This window comes from Streptomyces smyrnaeus (assembly GCF_017676345.1).
Taxonomy (GTDB): Bacteria; Actinomycetota; Actinomycetes; order Streptomycetales; family Streptomycetaceae; genus Streptomyces; species Streptomyces smyrnaeus.
The window spans coordinates 201,585-218,113 of the sequence record NZ_JAFFZM010000001.1; the positions used below are offsets into that span (position 1 = coordinate 201,585).

At 73.2% G+C, this 16,529-nt stretch carries 15 protein-coding genes; 9 read left to right on the plus strand and 6 right to left on the minus strand.

Annotated elements, in window-relative coordinates; translation table 11 throughout:
* The first annotated feature begins 61 nt into the window (after window positions 1-61).
* The 4 genes from JW613_RS00930 to JW613_RS00945 all read left to right on the plus strand — a co-directional run bounded on the left by JW613_RS00930 (window position 62) and on the right by JW613_RS00945 (window position 5,186).
* Complete coding sequence (locus JW613_RS00930; protein WP_245224757.1) at window positions 62-1,888, plus strand: bifunctional metallophosphatase/5'-nucleotidase; 1,827 nt, start codon at window positions 62-64, stop codon at window positions 1,886-1,888.
* Between the two features lie 151 nt (window positions 1,889-2,039).
* On the plus strand, window positions 2,040-2,945 hold the full coding sequence (locus tag JW613_RS00935) for an MBL fold metallo-hydrolase (RefSeq protein ID WP_209208759.1): 906 nt from the start codon (window positions 2,040-2,042) through the stop codon (window positions 2,943-2,945).
* 114 nt (window positions 2,946-3,059) lie between these two features.
* Complete coding sequence (locus JW613_RS00940) at window positions 3,060-3,623, plus strand: phosphatase PAP2 family protein (RefSeq protein ID WP_209208760.1); 564 nt, start codon at window positions 3,060-3,062, stop codon at window positions 3,621-3,623.
* A gap of 171 nt (window positions 3,624-3,794) precedes the next feature.
* Window positions 3,795-5,186 carry a glutamate-cysteine ligase family protein gene (locus JW613_RS00945; RefSeq protein ID WP_209208761.1) on the plus strand — a complete coding sequence of 464 codons (1,392 nt, stop codon included), beginning with the start codon at window positions 3,795-3,797 and terminating at the stop codon, window positions 5,184-5,186.
* A 106-nt stretch (window positions 5,187-5,292) separates the two neighbouring features.
* Here the strand turns inward: JW613_RS00945 and gdhA are convergent, their stop codons facing one another.
* Both gdhA and JW613_RS00955 read right to left on the minus strand, forming a co-directional pair.
* Window positions 5,293-6,645 carry an NADP-specific glutamate dehydrogenase gene (gene gdhA, locus JW613_RS00950; RefSeq protein ID WP_099885500.1) on the minus strand — a complete coding sequence of 451 codons (1,353 nt, stop codon included), beginning with the start codon at window positions 6,643-6,645 and terminating at the stop codon, window positions 5,293-5,295.
* Window positions 6,646-6,817: 172 nt separating this feature from the next.
* Window positions 6,818-8,635, minus strand: a complete 1,818-nt coding sequence (locus JW613_RS00955) for a glycoside hydrolase family 15 protein (RefSeq protein ID WP_209208762.1) — start codon at window positions 8,633-8,635, stop codon at window positions 6,818-6,820.
* 124 nt (window positions 8,636-8,759) lie between these two features.
* On the opposite strand from JW613_RS00955, the gene JW613_RS00960 reads away from it, so the two are divergent.
* Window positions 8,760-9,179, plus strand: a complete 420-nt coding sequence (locus JW613_RS00960) for a CBS domain-containing protein (RefSeq protein ID WP_209208763.1) — start codon at window positions 8,760-8,762, stop codon at window positions 9,177-9,179.
* Window positions 9,180-9,226: 47 nt separating this feature from the next.
* Here the strand turns inward: JW613_RS00960 and JW613_RS00965 are convergent, their stop codons facing one another.
* On the minus strand, window positions 9,227-9,859 hold the full coding sequence (locus tag JW613_RS00965) for a GNAT family N-acetyltransferase (protein WP_209208764.1): 633 nt from the start codon (window positions 9,857-9,859) through the stop codon (window positions 9,227-9,229).
* A 212-nt stretch (window positions 9,860-10,071) separates the two neighbouring features.
* Between JW613_RS00965 and JW613_RS00970 the strand changes: the two genes are divergently transcribed.
* Entirely contained in the window at window positions 10,072-10,266 is a 195-nt protein-coding gene (locus JW613_RS00970; protein WP_099885496.1) for a hypothetical protein, read from the plus strand.
* A 56-nt stretch (window positions 10,267-10,322) separates the two neighbouring features.
* Window positions 10,323-11,711, plus strand: a complete 1,389-nt coding sequence (locus JW613_RS00975; RefSeq protein ID WP_209208765.1) for an NADP-dependent succinic semialdehyde dehydrogenase — start codon at window positions 10,323-10,325, stop codon at window positions 11,709-11,711.
* A gap of 19 nt (window positions 11,712-11,730) precedes the next feature.
* On the opposite strand, the gene JW613_RS00980 is transcribed toward JW613_RS00975, so the two are convergent.
* Window positions 11,731-13,185: a membrane-associated oxidoreductase gene (locus JW613_RS00980; protein WP_209208766.1), complete on the minus strand. Its 1,455-nt coding sequence runs from the start codon at window positions 13,183-13,185 to the stop codon at window positions 11,731-11,733.
* Window positions 13,186-13,352: 167 nt separating this feature from the next.
* Here JW613_RS00980 and JW613_RS00985 point away from each other — a divergent pair, with 167 nt between their 5' ends.
* Entirely contained in the window at window positions 13,353-13,721 is a 369-nt protein-coding gene (locus JW613_RS00985) for a nuclear transport factor 2 family protein (protein WP_209208767.1), read from the plus strand.
* A 28-nt stretch (window positions 13,722-13,749) separates the two neighbouring features.
* Window positions 13,750-14,382 carry a 2'-5' RNA ligase family protein gene (locus JW613_RS00990; RefSeq protein ID WP_372447877.1) on the plus strand — a complete coding sequence of 211 codons (633 nt, stop codon included), beginning with the start codon at window positions 13,750-13,752 and terminating at the stop codon, window positions 14,380-14,382.
* A gap of 39 nt (window positions 14,383-14,421) precedes the next feature.
* On the opposite strand, the gene JW613_RS00995 is transcribed toward JW613_RS00990, so the two are convergent.
* Both JW613_RS00995 and JW613_RS01000 read right to left on the minus strand, forming a co-directional pair.
* Window positions 14,422-15,453, minus strand: coding sequence for a glutathione S-transferase family protein (locus JW613_RS00995; protein WP_209208768.1), 1,032 nt, complete (start codon window positions 15,451-15,453; stop codon window positions 14,422-14,424).
* Between the two features lie 244 nt (window positions 15,454-15,697).
* The gene (locus tag JW613_RS01000) at window positions 15,698-16,498 is read right to left on the minus strand and encodes an alpha/beta fold hydrolase (RefSeq protein WP_209208769.1); all 801 of its coding nucleotides are present in this window, start codon (window positions 16,496-16,498) and stop codon (window positions 15,698-15,700) included.
* Window positions 16,499-16,529: the final 31 nt, after the last annotated feature.

The following is a 16,529-nucleotide window of genomic DNA, read 5'->3' on the forward strand; positions in this document are numbered from 1 at the left end:
CGACCGCCGCCACCGGGTCGGATCCGCACTCGCGAAAGGCACCCCGTTGCACGGATCAGCATTGCGCTCACGCGCCCGTCCGCGTACCCGCGGCGCACGTCGCCGTCTCGCCCTGGCCGGGGCGAGCGCGGCCCTCTTCCTCGTACCGGCACTGTCGGCCGCCGCCGAGGGGTCGGCGCGGAGCGACGCCGGCGGGACGGCACCCGTTCAGCTCCTGGCCGTCAACGATCTGCACGGCAACCTGGACGCCGTACCGGGCCCGGCAGGGGCGGTGTACCGGAGCGGCCCCGGTGGCGAGCCCGAAAAGGTGCAGGCGGGCGGGGTCGCGCGGCTCGCCACGCTGCTGGACCGGGCACGGGAGCGCGCACGGGGGGCCGACTCGCTGACCGTCGCCGCGGGCGACATGATCGGCGGCAGCCCGCTGCTGTCGGCCGCCTTCCACGACGAGCCGACCGTCGAGGCGCTGGAGACACTGGGCCTGGACGTCAGCGCCGTCGGCAACCACGAGTTCGACGAAGGGCCCGCCGAGCTGCTGCGGATGGACACCGGCGGCTGCCACCCCAAGGACGGCTGCGCCGACCCGGAACAGCCCTACGACGGTGCCGACTTCCCCTATCTCGCGGCGAACGTGTTGCCGCGCGAGGCCGGGAAGGGGAACGGGAAGGCCGCGGCCGACCGGAAGCCGATCCTTCCGCCGTACTGGATCAAGAAGCTGCCGAGCGGCGAGCGCATCGGATTCATCGGGCTGACCACGAAGGACACCCCGTCCGTCGTGAGCGCCTCGATGACCGAGGACCTGGTCTTCGAGGACGAGGTGGCCACCATCGACCGGTACGCGGACGAACTGGACCGCAAGGGCGTCAAGGCGGTGGTGGCGCTCGTGCACGAGGGCGCCCAGCCGCCGGGGAAGAACTACGACGCCACCTGCGGCAAGGACGGTGCGGCCGACCGGCTCGACGGCCCTGTCCAGCAGATCGCCACCAAGGCATCCCCGAAGGTGGACGTGCTGGTCACCGGGCACTCGCACGAGCCGTACATGTGCACCGTCCAGGACCCGGCGGGGCAGCCGCGGCTGGTCACCCAGTCCGCCTCGTTCGGCCGGACCTTCACCGACCTGCGCTTCGACATCGACCGCGAGACCGGTGACGTGGTGCGCTCCTCCGCCCGTGTCCAGGCCCACATCGTCGGCACCGACACCCCCGGGCAGCCGCGGGTGGACCGTGTCATCGAGAAGTGGCGGGCCCGCTCGGCCGAGTTGGCGAACGAACCGGTCGGCCACATCTCCGCCGACATCCCCGGCCGGGGCGCCCCCGATCCGGAGACCCCGCTCGGCGACCTGATCAGCGACGCGCAGGTGGCGGCCACCCGCGAGGCCGGCGCCGAACTGGCGCTGCTCAACTGGGGAGGGGTGCGCTCCGACCTGACCTACCGCGCCTCCGGCCGGGAGGGCGACGGAGTGGTGACGTACGGCGAGGCCTTCCAGGTGCAGCCGTTCGACAATCCGCTGGTGACGATGACGCTCTCCGGGAAGCAGCTGCTGGACGTGTTGCGGCAGCAGTTCTCCGGCGCCAACCACGGCTATCCGCAGGTGCTGCAGATCTCCGACGCACTGCGGTTCGACGTCGACATGTCGCGCGAGGGGGCCGATCGGCTGCTGGCCGGCACCGTGCGGGTGAACGGCGAGCCGGTGAACGAGTCGGGCAGCTACCGGGTGACGGTCAACGACTTCCTCTCCCAGGGCGGCAACGGCTTCAGCGTGCTGAAGGAGGGCACCGACCGGCAGACCGTCACCCGTGACCTGGCCGCCTTCGTCGAGTACCTCAAGCAGCACTCCTCGCCCGAGAAGCCGATCGCACCGCCCAAGGCGGACCGCATCACCTGGCGCTGAACCGGGGCCCCGGACCGGACCCCGGGCCGGGGGCGAAGGGCGGTGGTCGGAAGGCGCCCTTTCGCTCCCGGCCGGTCGGGGGTGTGCTGGAGGGGCGCAGCGAGCCCGTCCGGCACCCGCTGCTGCGCGCGGACACCCAGGAGGAGTTCCCATGGAGACCACCGTCGGCGCCGAGGAGGCCGGGCGCACCGGCTGGTACGTGGACGAGCGGTGCACCGACTGCGACGTGGCCCGTCAGCTCGCGCCCGACCTCGTCCGCGAGGGCGAGGGCCGCTCCGAGCTCGTCCGGCAACCGGAGAACGAGACGGAGGCCGGCCAGCTGCTGGCCGCCGCGCTCGCCTGCCACACCCGTTCGATCCGCCCGCCGGGTGGACGGCTGGATCCGGCCGCACCCGACCCCTTCCCGCTCGCCCTCGACGCGCACGTGCTGCTGTGCGGGCACAACTCCAGGCACACCGCGGGCGCCAACTCCTATCTGCTGCGGCGCCCGTCGGGCAGCTGGATGATGGTCGACACGCCGCGCTTCAGCGAACCGCTGGCGCGCCGGTACGAGACGGACCGCCGGTTCACCGATGTGCTGCTCACCCACCGGGACCACGCGGCGCACGGCCGCCGCTGGGCGGACCGGCTGGGCGCCCGGCTGTGGATCCACGAGGGCGACCTGGACGCGGCCCCCGACGCCGACCAGGTGCTGCGTGGCACGGCGCCCACGGACATCGCCGAGGGGGTGCGCGCCGTACCGCTGCCCGGCCATACGCGCGGCAGCGTGCTCTACCTCGCCGACGAGCGCTACTGCTTCAGCGGGGACAGCTTCTACTGGGCGCGGACGCTGGACGATCTGGAGGTCGCCCAGAGCGTCACCTGGTACTCCATCGAGGAGCTGGCCGCCTCGCTGGCACGGGTTGCGGACGAGCTGCGCTTCGAGTGGCTGCTGCCGGGCCATGGCGGGCGCAAGCGGCTGCCCGCGGCCGAGATGGCGCTGCGGATGCGGCGGCTGGTCCGGCGCGTGGCCACCCTGCGGCCGCGGCCCGTCGACTTCACCGCTGTGCGGTGGTAGAGGCCGCCCCTGCGGCAGCCGCGCCCGGCTCGCGGCCGGCGGGCCCGGCTACGGTGGTGGCGCCCGCCGCGCCGCTCGCGGCGGGCCCGCCGTTGTCCACGAGGAGCCCGCACCGTGAGAACCGCACGCCTGGTCACCGACGTCCTTCAGCCCCGCAACGCGTTGCTCGCGGGACTGACCGGGCTGGGAGTCGCGGCGGCGGGCAACTGGACGGGCGTCCCCTGGGGGCTGTTCGCGGCGCTGTGTGCGGGCATCGTGCCGGCCTCGTACATCGAGTGGGAGCGAAGACGCGGCACCTGGGGCGACCGGCATGTGGTCGACCGGACGCAGCGGCTGCCGATCTTCCTGGTGATCCTCGGCTCGGTGGGGCTGGGGGCGCTGGTGATGGTCCTGGGACGGGCGCCGCGGGACATCCTGATCGCGATGGTCGCACTGTGGGTGATGACGGTGGGCCTGCTGACGGTGAACACCGTCTGGAAGATCAGCGTGGACGCCGCGGTGGCCGCGGCGGTGGTGGCGATGCTGGCGGTGGTGCACTCGGTGTGGTGGCTGCCGGGCGCCGGCCCGTTGGTCGTGGCCGTGTGCTGGTCGCGGATCGCGTTGAGGTACCACACGGTGGCGCAGACGGCCGCCGGGGCGACCCTCGGGCTGGTCACGACGGGCGCCTGGCTGGTGTGAGGGCGCAGCCGGCCGTGTGCGGGCGCCCCGGTGCGGGAAAGCCGGGCGCGACGTCACCTGAAGGGGTTGGCTGTTGCGGTAGCGCGCCGGGGGTACCCGCCGGATGAGGCGGCGGGATGGTTCCGTTTCTCCCGTCCGACGACCGCTTGGCCGACTCTCCCGAGGTGCGTCATGGCTCTCGCCCCCGTCACCCCGTCACTCTCCCGGGCCGAGCTGCGCCAGGTCTTCGAGAAGAGCCCCGACGAGTCCGGGGCCGGGCCCGGTGGCGCCGGCGAGCTGGTCGGTATGGAGGTCGAGACCGCGGCGCTGGACCCTGCCACCGGTGCCGCGGTGCCGTACGAGGGGCCGTTCGGAGTCCGTGCGCTGCTGGAGCACCTTGCCGCCGAGCGGCCGGGCGCCGTGCCCCGGTACGATCGCGCGGCCCTGGTGGCGGTGCGGCTCCCGGAGGGCGGCACGGTCTCGCTGGAACACGGCGGGGCCGTGGAGTTCTCCTCCCCGCCGTGCTCCGATGTGACCGAGCTGGCCGAGGTGACGGACCGTGCGCTGCGCCGACTGGCGGCGGCGGCACGCCGGTTCGGCTTCGCCCTGGTGCCCGGGGGCCAGTACCCGTTCACGGCTCCGGAAGAGGTGCGGTGGGTGCCGCACTCGCGGACCCCGCTGATGCGGCGCCACTTCGAGAGCCTGGGGAAGCCGGGCGCCGGCGGGGTGCAGGTGATGTCGCTGGCCCTCTCGACGCAGGTCTCGCTCGACTTCACCTCGTTCGATGATCTGCGGGAGAAGCTGCGGGTCCAGGCCGCCGCCTCCACCCCGGCAGCCGCGCTGTTCGTCAACGCGCCGCTGGAGGGCGGCCGTCCGTGCGGGCAGCTGTCCCGGCGGATGGACTACCTCAGCCGCACGGACCCGGCCCGCACCGGCGTCGTACCGATGATGCTGCGCGAGGACGTCGATGTGGAGATGTTCATCGACTGGGCGCTGAATCTGCCGATGATCCACCGTGCGGCACCGGACGGCGGTCGGCGCGCGGCGCCCCGGGTGCCGTTCGGCACGCTGCTGCGGCAGGGCTTCGGGGACGGCAGCAGACCCCGGCTCGCCGACTGGCGGGCGCATCTGTCGCAGGTCTTCTCCGACGTGCGGCTGCGCGAGACCTTGGAACTGCGCGCCGTGGACGGCCCGCCGTTCAGCGCTCTGGGCTCGGTGCCCGCGTTCTGGACCGGGCTCAGCTACCACCCGCCGGCCCGCGCCGCGGCCTGGGAACTGCTGCGCGACATCGGCCCCGACGAGCACCGTGCGGCGCTGCGCGACATCGCCTGCCGCGGGCTGGACGCCGAGATTGCGGGACGCCCGGTACGGGAGATCGCGGCCGAGCTCTTGCGGCTGAGCGAGGCGGGGTTGCGGGCCCGCGTCGCCGCCGGCGCGGAGCGCCATGAGGCGGTGCGCTTTCTGGCGCCGCTGCACGAGATCGCCGAGTCCGGCGTGACGTTCGCGCACCGCACCCTCGACCAATTGCGGGCGGCCCCCACGACGTTCCCGGCCCGCCACATCGCAAGGCATCGCATCCGCTGACCCCGCATGGGTGCTGCGGGTGCCCCGTCAGGGGCGCGGGGAACTGCGCGACCAGCCAGAAACACACCTTCAGCCCGCGACGGCGAGCAAGGGGCACCCCCTCCCGCTACACCACGCCCTGACTCCGCATCGCCTCGGCCACCCGGTGGAAGCCGGCCGCGTTGGCACCGAGGACGTAGTCGTCGGCGCTACCGAACTCGTCGGCGGCGGCGACGCATTCGGTGTGGATCGTCCGCATCACCGCGGCCAGCCGGGACTCGGCCTCCGGGAACGTCCACGACTCGCGGGCGGCGTTCTGCTGCATCTCCAGCGCGGAGGTGGCCACACCGCCCGCGTTGGCCGCCTTGCCCGGGCCGTAGCGGACGCCTGCCTCGCGCAGCACTCCGACGGCCTCCGGGGTGCAGGGCATGTTGGCGCCCTCGGCGACGACCTTGACCCCGTTCTTGACGAGGCTCACGGCGTGCTCCTCGGTCAGCTCGTTCTGTGTCGCGCACGGCAGGGCGATGTCGCACGGCACGTCGTACACCGAGCCGCGGGTGCTGAAGTGGGCGCCGGGGCGTGCCTCGGCGTAGGTGTCCAGCCGTCCGCGGCGCTCCAGCTTGATCTCCTTGAGCAGTTCGAGGTCGAGGCCCGCCTCGTCCACGACATAGCCGGAGGAGTCGGAACAGGCGACGACCAGGGCGCCGAGCGCCTGGGCCTTCTCCACGGCGAAGAGGGACACGTTGCCGGCCCCGGAGAGGACGACGCGATGCCCGGCCAGGTCCTCGCCACGGGTGGCGAGCATCTCGCGGACGAAGTGGACGGTGCCGTACCCGGTGGCCTCCGTACGGGCGTGCGAGCCGCCCCAGCCGATGCCCTTGCCGGTGAGCGCTCCCGCCTCGAAGCGGTTGGTCAGCCGCTTGTACTGGCCGAAGAGGTAACCGATCTCCCGGGAGCCGACGCCGATGTCGCCGGCGGGCACGTCGGTGTGCTCGCCGAGGTGGCGGTGCAGCTCCGTCATGAAGGACTGGCAGAAGCGCATCACCTCCGCGTCGCTGCGGCCCTTGGGGTCGAAGTCGGCGCCGCCCTTGCCCGCGCCGATGCCCAGTCCGGTCAGCGCGTTCTTGAAGATCTGTTCGAAGGCGAGGAACTTGACGGTGCCCAGCGACAGTTGCGGCACGAAGCGCAGCCCGCCCTTGTACGGGCCCAGCGCACTGCTGAACTCCACCCGGAAGCCGCGGTTGACGTGCACCTCACCCGCGTCGTCGGTCCACGGAACCCGGAAGATGACCTGCCGCTCGGGCTCCACCAGCCGCTCCACCAGCTTCGGCTCGGCGCGTTCGGGGTACTTGCGCAGCACCGGCTCCAGACTGTGCAGCACCTCCCGCACGGCCTGATGGAACTCGGGTTCTCCGGGGTTTCGGCGCAGAACCTCGGCGTACACCGCTTCGATACGGCTGCTGGCATCCACGGACATCATCCTCGTCGCTCGCACGGCCACCCGGCCCTGCCGGGACAGGCTGGTCACGAGGGTACGTTCAGCTGCCACGAGGTCGGCTCGCAAGTGGCGAGAAACACTCTCGCGGGGCCGCACCGCGCTCCCCCCGGTGCCGGCGGACCGACGGGCGTACGCCCCGCGCCGCAGCGCACGCTCACCCGGCGAGCCGCACCGCGTTCTCCAGCATCAGCGCGTGCACGAACGCCTGGGGCAGATTGCCCCGCAGCTGGCGCTGTTCGACGTCGAACTCCTCGGCGTACAGCCCCGGTGGCCCGTAGGCGGCGCGGTTGCGCTCGAACCAGCGGTAGGCGGCGGGGCGGTCGCCGAGGTGATGGGTGACCAGCGACATCATGAAGCCGCACAGCAGGAAGGCGCCCTCGGCCTCGGCGAGGGGGCGGCCGTCGTGGCGGAAGCGGTAGACATATCCGTCCTCGGCCAGTTCCCGCTGTACGGCGGCGACGGTGCGTCTCGCACTCGGATCGGCGCCGGGCAGGCAGCCGCGGGCCAGCGGCAGCAGGACACCGGCGTCCACCGAGGGGTCGTCGGCGGCACGGGCCCACACCCCGTCGGGGCGCAGGCAGCGGGCCCGGGTCCGGGCCAGCACCGTCTCGGCCAGTGCGCGCGGGCGCGCGGCCTCGCGTTCGGGCAGCCGGGCCGCCAGCGCGCGCAGTCCGGTCACCACGCTGAGCCGCGAGTGCGTCCACCACCGCTCCTCCAGCTCCCACAGCCCCGCTTCGGGGCGCTCCCAGTTGCGCTCGACAGCGGTGACGGCGACATCGACGGCGCGCCGGACGTCCCGGTCCTCCAGGTGTCCGTAGGGGGCGGCCGCGGCGTAGAGCTGGAGGACCTCGCCGAAGGTGTCCAGCTGGAACTGCCGGCCGGCGTGGTTGCCCACCCGGTCGCTGCCGCCCGGGTACCCGCGCAACCCCAGGCTGCGCTCGCCGGGAACGGGTCCGCCCGTGACGGTGTAGGCGGGGCGCAGCGCGTCGCCGTCCTCCAGGATCCGGGCGGTGACGAAGTCGCAGGCGCTGTCCAGCAGCGGATGCGGCCCGTGCGCGGCCACGGCGATGCCCGCGTAGGACTGGTCGCGCAGCCAGGCGTAGCGGTAGTCGTAGTTGCGGCCCTCGCCCGCGTGCTCGGGCAGCGAGGTGGTGGCCGCCGCCACCATGCCACCCGCGTTGCTGGTCAGCCCGTGCAGTACGGCGTAGGCCTTCCGGGCGTCGCCGGGGGCGATGGTGCTGTCGCAGTCGGGCACGACCTGCCGCCAGCGGCGTTGCGTCTCCTCCCACAGGCCGCGCGCCTCCAGGCTGCCGGTGCTGGCGGCGCGCTCGGTGCTGATCTCCAGGACGAGGTCGCGCTGCTCGCCCTCGCGCAGTGTGAAGGTGCCGCGCAGCGCGCCGTCCACGTCCGGCCGCGCCTCCGGTGCCCCGGACCAGCGCACGCGCAGTCCGCCGCCGGTGGCCGTCCACACCGGCGTGCTCCCGCCGGGCCCGGTCGGCTCCTCGGCCCGCTGCCAGCCGCTCAGTGGAGCGTGCCCGAAACCGGGCCTGGGATCGAGCACCATGGCCACGCCCGCGCCGGAGGCCGGGGCCCGCTCGACGCTCACCTGGCGCAGCAGCACGAGCCGTTCCGGGTCCGAGGGCAGGGCGAGCGCCTCGCGGGTGAGGAAGACGGCCCGGGAGGTCACCCACCTGGTGACCCGCACGAGTGCGCCGTTCTCGTAGAAGCCGCCGCTGATCTGCCAGTGGTCGGCGGGTCGCACGGTGTACTGGCCCTGGCCGCCGATGAGTTGCGAGAAGACGGCGTCGCTGTCCCAGCGCGGCGCGCACAGCCATACCAGCTCGCCGCGCGGGGAGACCAGCGCGCCGCGTTCGCCGTCGCCGAGGAAGGCGTACTCCCGAAGCGCCCAGGGCTCTGTGCCGTCCGGGCCGTCCCGCCGGGCGTCCTGCTGAGTTGGGGCCACGTGCGTCATGTCGGCGACCCTAGTACCCCCTTTCGGCCGGGGCAGACGCCCGGCGTGGCGGCGGCGGTGCGGGGTACCCGGAACCTCCCGCGGCGGCTGCGGGAGCCGCCGCCCGGTCGGAAGGAGTACGGGGATGACACAGCGGGTGCGCGACATCATGACGCCGGCCCCGGTCGCGGTCGGCACCCTCACCGGTGTCGGTGAGGTCGCGCAGCGGATGCGCGACGAGGACATCGGCGCGGTGCTGGTGACCGAGCGCGACGAGCTACGAGGGCTGGTCACCGACCGTGATCTGACCGTTCGGGTGCTGGCCGAGGGGCGCGACCCGCTGCACACGACGGTGCGCGAGGTGTGCAGCCCCCAGTTGGTGAAGGTCTCCCCCGACGACGACACGGGCCGTGCCGTCGAACTCATGCGCCGCCACGCGCTGCGCCGGCTGCCGGTGGTGGAGGGCTCGGAGGCGGTGGGCGTCGTGGCCCTGGGCGACCTGGCGGTCGAGCGGGACCCGGGCTCGACACTGAGCGGGATCAGCGCGGCGTCGGCGAACGCGTGACGGCGCCGCGGGACACGGCCGCGCCGGGCCGCGCGTGCCCCGGCGGCTCAGCCGCCGGCGGGCTCGGCGCCGGGCCGCCGCAGCATCGCCCAGGTGCGCGGTCCGCCGTCGGGCAGGTCGACCTCGGCCGTGACGGTGAAGCCGAGACGCTGGTAGAAGGCCACATTCCGTTCGGCGGAGGTCTCCAGGAAGGCGGGCTGCCCGGCCAGGTCGGCGGCTTCGAGACCGGCGCGTACGACGGCACTGCCGAGGCCGCCGCCCTGTGCGGCGGGGTCGACACCGACCGTGGCGAGGAACCACGCGGGTTCGGCCGGGCGGTGCGGCGTCAGCGCCCGCTCCGCGGACTCGAAGGCGAAGGCGCGGTCACCGGCCAGTTCCTCCAGCTGCGGGCCGACCTCGGCGAAGCCGGGGGACGGGTCGCGGTCGGGCGTCGTCCACACCGCGACGGCCTGCCCGCCGTCCGCCACCCATACCTGCCCGTACGGTATGCCGATCCGGGTCAGGAAGAGCTCCTGGAAGCGGGCGACGCGCTGCAGGTGGCCGTCGGCGGCGACGACGTGGCGGGTGAAGGCGTAGTCGGCGAACGCGCGCGTGAGGGTGCGCAGCGCGACGGGGACGTCCTTCGGCCCGGCGGGGCGGACCTGTGCTGCGGGGTGCGCCGCGGCGCTCCGTTCTGTCATGGGTACTCCTTGTGACGGCGATGACTGCCGCGTCCTGGCAAAGGGCCGCCGCCGACGCGGGAGGCCCGGACACGACCTGCAGCACAGAAACGATCAAGAGCTGTCGAACGTGCCCTGCTCCGCTTGGTGTGACCGGGCGGATGGGTGTTCCCTGGAGAGAGGGAATTGCCCGAACAGACCTGAATGCCCCTACCTGAGGTGAGGAGCTGGAGATGTCCAAGCGCCAGCCGGACCAGGCAGGAAGTGAGCCCGACCAGATCCGTGGGCCGGAGGAACGCCGGATACACGGCGGTATGCCGGACAAACCCGATGACGAGGCGCTGGCCAAGCGCACGGAGCAGGAGCGGGTCGACGCCGGTGTGGACGACTACGACCCCGAGGACGTTCCGCCCGCCACGGAATCCTGAAGACCCCCCACCAGGGCCGGCCACGGCCGGCCCGCACCGCTGAGAGGCCGCAAGCCATGCCGATCGCCACGGTGAACCCCGCTGACGGCGAGACCCTCAAAACGTTCGACCCGCTGTCCGACGAGGAGATCGAACAGCGGCTCGCGGACGCCGCCGCGGCTTTCCGCTCGTACCGCACCACCACGTTCGAGGAACGGGCCCGGCTGCTGAACTCGGCGGCCGACCTGTTGGAGCGGGAGGCGAGCGGGGTCGCGCGCGTCATCACGACGGAGATGGGCAAGACCCTGGCCGCCGCCGAGGCGGAGGCCGCCAAGTGCGTCAAGGCGATGCGCTGGTACGCCGAGAACGCCGAGGGGTTGCTGGCGCCCGAGTACCCGGCCGCCGACGACATCGAGGACTCGGGTGCCGTGTGGGCCAGGGTCCGCTACCGTCCGCTGGGCCCGGTACTGGCCGTCATGCCGTGGAACTTCCCGCTCTGGCAGGTCATCAGGTTCGCGGCGCCCGCGCTGATGGCGGGCAACGTCGGGCTCCTCAAGCACGCCTCGAACGTGCCGCAGACCGCGCTCTATCTGGGCGACCTCTTCCACCGGGCGGGCTTCGCACCGGGCTGCTTCCAGACGCTGCTGGTCTCCTCCGGCGCCATCGAGTCGGTGCTGCGGGATCCACGGGTGGTCGCCGCGACCCTCACCGGCAGCGAGGGCGCCGGCCGTTCGGTCGCCTCGGTCGCGGGTGACGAGGTCAAGAAGACCGTCCTCGAACTCGGCGGCAGCGACCCCTACCTGGTGATGCCGTCGGCCGACCTCGACGCTGCGGCGCGTACGGCGGTGACCGCGCGTGTGCAGAACAACGGCCAGTCATGCATCGCCGCCAAGCGCTTCATCGTCCACACCGACGTCTACGACGCGTTCGCCGAACGGTTCACGGCGGGCATGCGGGCGCTGACCGTCGGCGACCCCATGGAGCCCGACACGGATGTCGGCCCGCTCGCCAGCGAGCAGGGCCGCGACGATCTCGAGGACTTGGTCACCGACGCGCTCACCCAGGGCGCACAGGCACCGTGCGGAGGCCGCCGGCCGGAAGGTTTCGAGCGGGGCTACTACTACGAGCCGACCGTACTGACCGGTGTCACCGAGCAGATGCGCATCCACCGCGAGGAGGCGTTCGGCCCGGTGGCCTCGCTCTACCGGGTTCGGGACGCGGACGAGGCGATCGAGCTCGCCAACGACACCCCGTTCGGCCTCAGCTCCAACGTATGGACGCAGGACGAGTGCGAGATGGACCGCTTCACCCAGGATCTGGAGGCGGGCGGCATCTACTTCAACGGCATGACCGCCTCGCATCCGGCCCTGCCCTTCGGCGGCGTCAAACGCTCCGGCTACGGGCGGGAGCTGTCCGGGCACGGCATCCGCGAGTTCTGCAACACGACCACCGTCTGGCGGGCCTGACCGGCACCCTGTGCCCCGGTCAGGACCGGGTCACGGCGCGGTTGACGCCCGTCACGAACGTGGTGGCCAGCACCCAGCCCGCGACGATGAACAGATAGGCCAGCCACTGGTACCCGCCCTGCGGCGCGTAGGCCTTCTCCTGCCCGAAGTCGATGATGGGCAGCAGCAGGTCGAGGGCGTAGGCGAAGGCGTTGAACTCGGGCGCCTCGTCCTCCTTGAGCGGGCGCGGCGGATGCAGCCCGAAGGTGAGCGCGCCCAGGAGCAGCAGCCCGGCCAGCCAGCCCGCGGCCCGCATGGGACGGAAACCGTAGCCGACGGTCACGTCCTGCAGATGGCCCCACAGCCGCCCGTGCGGCGACAGCGTCCTGCGGTGTCTGCGCTGCTTGGCGAGCTGCACGGTACGCGCCGCGGCGTCGTCGCCGATGTGCCGGTAGGCCGCGGTCAACTGCTCGTACGCGGAGGGAACATAGCCGTCACCGTCGCGGCCGAGCACCTCCAGCCGCTCGGCCGCGGGCAGGGCGGGGGCGAGCGTGGTGTACGTCAGGCCGTCGAAGCGCACGCTCGCGGGCCACACCTGAGGCTCGGCGTACAACATGTCGATCCGGGCCCGGCGCAGATTGACGGCCCCCTCGACCGGCGGCACCTCGCGCAGCCAGAACTCGCCGACGGTGCTGCTGCTCGCGCGCAGGGCGACGCCGCCCGGGTTGGACAGCCGCGCGTAGCCGAGGTTGAGCTGGCCGGGAACGGTGACACCGCGCAGATTGACGCGGCCCTCGGCGTGCAACCGCATGGCGTGCAGATCGGTCCCCACGGTCAGCGTCTCGGCATGGAGCGCGGTCTCGCCGGGGTTCAGCAGCCGGGCGTCGTCGAGCCGGACGAGACCGGCCACGCCCAGCCCTTCGAGCCGGGATCTGCCGTGCACGGTCAGCCGGGTGCCCCGCAGATCCTCGCCGATGGTCGCGTGGTCCAACTTCAAGGGAGCTTCGGGCCGTTCGGACGGCTCCCCGCCCGCGTCCGCGGCCGGGGTGCCCAGTACCGCGCGGCTCAGGAACAGCGCTCCCGCGATGCGCGCTCCGGAGAGGGCCACGGCCCCCGGAATGTGGCAGTCGTTGAGCCGCAGCGACCCGTCCACGCGCAGTGTGGTCGCCCACAGCCCCGGCATCCGGCACTCGCTCATGGTGAGCTGCCGGAACTCCGCGCCGTAGAGCACGACGGTCTCCTCGAAGTCGCACGCCCGCAGCGACACCGGGCACGCGACGACGCCGGAGTGCAGATTGAGCTCGCCGGTGATCCGGGCGCCCCGCAGCCGCAGCGCCGGTATCTCCCCGTCCTCCTCCGGCGCGGCCAGCAGCAGTGAGCGCAGCACCCGGGCCCGTACCGATCGGCCGTCCGCCTCCGTGAGGTCCACCGCGCCGCCCCGGGGGAACGCCTCCCACACCCGCCGCTCCGGCTCCGTCAGTTCGTCGATCTCCACCCGCGGGACTCTTCCCGCACGCCGCGATCACGTCAACTCGGCCCGCGCCCGCCCGGTGAGGCGATTACCCCGCGCGTAATCGACCGGACGACGGCTCGGGCGGCATCGTCGTGGCATCGCCGCCGGACGCGACCGGCGGGATCCCACCGAGCCGAGGACGGTACGCCATGAACACCTACGAAGCCGCTGTCGAGCGCTACTTCGCCGCCTGGAACGCGCCGGACGCCGAGAGCCGCGCCAAGGCCGTCGCCGCCGCGTGGACCGAGGACGGCACCTACACCGACCCGCTCGCCCAGGTGTCCGGCCACGAGGCGTTGGCGGCCGCGATCGGTGCGGCGCGCGAGCAGTTCCCCGGCTGCGAGTTCCGGCCGACCGGGGTGGTCGACGGGCACCATGACATCGCCCGCTTTTCCTGGGAGCTGGTCGTCACCGCGGACGGCTCCTCCCCGGCTGCGGGCTCCGATGTGCTGACGCTCGCCGAGGACGGCCGGATCGCCTCGGTCAAGGGCTTCCTGGACCGGGTGCCCGGCGCCTGAACCCGGCGCCGGGGATAGCGTGCCGCCCGTGGACAGCACAGCAGGCACGGGAAGCACGGCAGGCACGGGGAGCAGGGAGCTCGGCGATCCCGGCGCGGGCCCGGACGAAGCAGCTGAAGCGGCCGAAGCGGACGAGGGCTGGCCGGTCACGGCCGGCACGACAGCGCTGAGCGTGCCCGTACCCGAGGCGGACGCGCTGGTCCGCGGCTGGCGGGCGCGGTACGACACGGCGGCGCGGCACGGGGGAACAGCACATCTGACGGTGCTGTTCCCCTTTCTGCACCGCGACCGGATACGGACGCCCGAGCGGGCGGCGCTGGCCGCGCTGTTCGCCCGGCACCCGCCGTTCACGCTCCGGTTCGAGCGCTGCGGGTCCTTCCCGGGGGTGCTGTACCTGGTGCCGGAGCCCGCGGCGCCGCTGCGTGCCCTCACCGCGGCGGCGGTCGAACGCTGGCCCTCGCACCCGCCCTACGGCGGCCTCTTCGGCGACCTGGAGCCGCATCTGACGGTCGCCAACAGCGGCGACGCCCGCATCCACCGGCACATCGAGGCACGGCTGACCGAGCGGCTGCCGGTGACCGCACGGATCGACGCGGTCGATCTCGTCGTCCACCGGGCAGGCCGCTGGCAGCCGTGGCTCACCTTCCCGCTGGGCCGCTGAGGAACGAGGACGGCCCGGCGCTCCGGGCGGGCCGTGCGCTCACGGGCGGTGCCCCGCGGGGATCTGCTCGCCGGCCGGAACGGGGCCGGGCGGGGTGCCGTCCCCGAAGGGGCGGCCGCCCAGTTGCTCACGGTGGTGCGGGGTGAGCCAGCCGGACAGGTCGGGTCCGACGGGCACGATCGAGGTGGGATTGACGCCGGTGTGGACGACGTAGTAGTGCCGCTTGATGTGGTCGAAGTCGACCGTGTCGCCGAACCCCGGCGTCTGGTACAGGTCCCGCGCATACGCCCACAGCACGGGGTCCTGCTCCAGCTTGTTGCGGTTGCACTTGAAGTGACCGTGGTAGACGGCGTCGAACCGCACCAGCGTGGTGAACAGCCGGATGTCGGCCTCGGTGATGGTGTCGCCCACCAGGTAGCGCTGGTTCCGCAGCCGCTCCGACACCAGGTCCAGGCGGCGGAAGACATCGGCGTAGGCCGTCTCGTAGTCCTGCTGCGTGGTGGCGAAGCCGGCCCGGTAGACGCCGTTGTTGACGTCCCGGTAGATGCCCTCGGCCACCTCGTCGATCTCGGCGCGCAGCGCCTCCGGGTAGAGGTCGGGCGCGCCCGGCCGGTGCAGTTGTCGCCACTCGGTCGCCAGATCGAGGGTGATCTGCTGGTAGTCGTTGGTGACCAGTTCGCCGCTGGGCACATCCACGACGGCCGGCACGCTGACACCGCCCGGGTAGTCGGTCTCGCGCTTGTCGTAGGCCTCGTGCAGGAAGCGGATGCCGAGCACCGGGTCGCGGTCGTCGGGGTCGAGGGTGAAGCGCCAACTGCGGTCGTCCTGGATCGGGTCGGCGACGGCCAGCGAGAGCGCGCTCTCCAGGCCGAGCAACCGCCGCGAGACCAGGGCGCGGCTGGCCCACGGGCACGCGCGGCTGACCACCAGCCGGTAGCGGCCCGCCTCGACGGGCCAGCCGTCCCGTCCGTCGGCCGTGATCCGGTCGGCGAAGTGGCTCTTGGACCTCTTGAACGCCTTCCGGCCGTACTCGGTGTTCCCGGCGCCGTCGGCGGCCTCAGGGGTGCTCATTCCGGTCTCCTTCTGGCAGGTCGGGGCGGAGTCCTTGCTCGCCCGAGCGGTTCTCGGCCGCCCGTGCGCATCCCATCACTCCAGCGCTGCCCCTGCCGAGTACCGACGCGTCGGCAGGGCGATGCGGGCCGGATGCGAGCAGGGCGTTGCGAGTTGCGCGGCAGTGGACCTCGCACGCCCAGGGCATGGCGAGGGCCGGGCACCCGCCGTCGTGCGCGTCGGGGCACCCGCGGTACGGGTCGGCTCAGGCGGTGAGGAAGTCCCGCACCACCGGGGCCAGGTCCTCGGGGGGAACCTGGTGGAAGGCGCCCGGCAGGGAGCGGTACTCGGCGTGCGGCAGCGCCTCGGCCGTCGCCCGGGACGCTTCCTGCAGCACCGGGGTGCTCTCGTCGCTGCTCAGCACGAGGGCGGGCACTCGTACGGCGGCCAGCGTCTCGTCCGGCAGCGTGGCGTCGCCCAGCAGTGCGGTGTCGTAGCACAGCGTGTGGGCGATCTTCTTCATGTCCTCCCAGGCCGGGGACCGGCGGGCGCCTTCGACGGCCTGCGGGGGCAGCCCGATGATCTCCGCGAGGAAGTGGGACACCGCTTCTCCCCGCTCCCCCCGACCGACGAGCTCGGCCAGCCGTGCCACCCGCGCCGGGTCCTGCGGCTGGCCGGCGGCGCCGGTGAAGGGCGGTTCGAAGAGGACGATCCTGCTCAGCGAGGCCCCACGCGCCGCTCCTTCGAGCACGACCAGGCCACCGGAGGACATCCCGAAGGCGTACGCCTGGCCCCCGTCCTCCTCCCGGCGGACCGCCGCGACGACGGCGGCCAGGTCCTCCGCCTCACGTGCGGGCGCGTACGGCTCGGTGTCGCCGCTGTCGCCTCTGCCCCGGCGGTCGTACACCACCGCGGACAGCCCCAGGCCCGCCAGCTCCTCGGCGAGCGGCACACCGGCGCCGCGGACGCTGAGCGCGCCGCCGACCAGGACGACGGGCGGGCCGTCACCGAACCGCTCGAAGGCGATCCCGGTGCCGTCGGAGGAGGTGGCGAAGTGCGCAGTCATGGCAGTCCCTTCCTGGCTGTGGTGTCGTGCT

What these genes read in the sequence shown, in the direction of transcription:
- JW613_RS00935 (WP_209208759.1), top strand. Translation starts at nt 2,040, where the DNA reads ATGGAGACCACCGTCGGCGCCGAGGAGGCCGGGCGCACCGGCTGGTAC.
- JW613_RS00945 (WP_209208761.1), top strand. Translation starts at nt 3,795, where the DNA reads ATGGCTCTCGCCCCCGTCACCCCGTCACTCTCCCGGGCCGAGCTGCGC.
- gdhA (WP_099885500.1), bottom strand. Translation starts at nt 6,645, where the DNA reads ATGATGTCCGTGGATGCCAGCAGCCGTATCGAAGCGGTGTACGCCGAG.
- JW613_RS00955 (WP_209208762.1), bottom strand. Translation starts at nt 8,635, where the DNA reads ATGACGCACGTGGCCCCAACTCAGCAGGACGCCCGGCGGGACGGCCCG.
- JW613_RS00960 (WP_209208763.1), top strand. Translation starts at nt 8,760, where the DNA reads ATGACACAGCGGGTGCGCGACATCATGACGCCGGCCCCGGTCGCGGTC.
- JW613_RS00965 (WP_209208764.1), bottom strand. Translation starts at nt 9,859, where the DNA reads ATGACAGAACGGAGCGCCGCGGCGCACCCCGCAGCACAGGTCCGCCCC.
- JW613_RS00970 (WP_099885496.1), top strand. Translation starts at nt 10,072, where the DNA reads ATGTCCAAGCGCCAGCCGGACCAGGCAGGAAGTGAGCCCGACCAGATC.
- JW613_RS00975 (WP_209208765.1), top strand. Translation starts at nt 10,323, where the DNA reads ATGCCGATCGCCACGGTGAACCCCGCTGACGGCGAGACCCTCAAAACG.
- JW613_RS00985 (WP_209208767.1), top strand. Translation starts at nt 13,353, where the DNA reads ATGAACACCTACGAAGCCGCTGTCGAGCGCTACTTCGCCGCCTGGAAC.
- JW613_RS00995 (WP_209208768.1), bottom strand. Translation starts at nt 15,453, where the DNA reads ATGAGCACCCCTGAGGCCGCCGACGGCGCCGGGAACACCGAGTACGGC.
- JW613_RS01000 (WP_209208769.1), bottom strand. Translation starts at nt 16,498, where the DNA reads ATGACTGCGCACTTCGCCACCTCCTCCGACGGCACCGGGATCGCCTTC.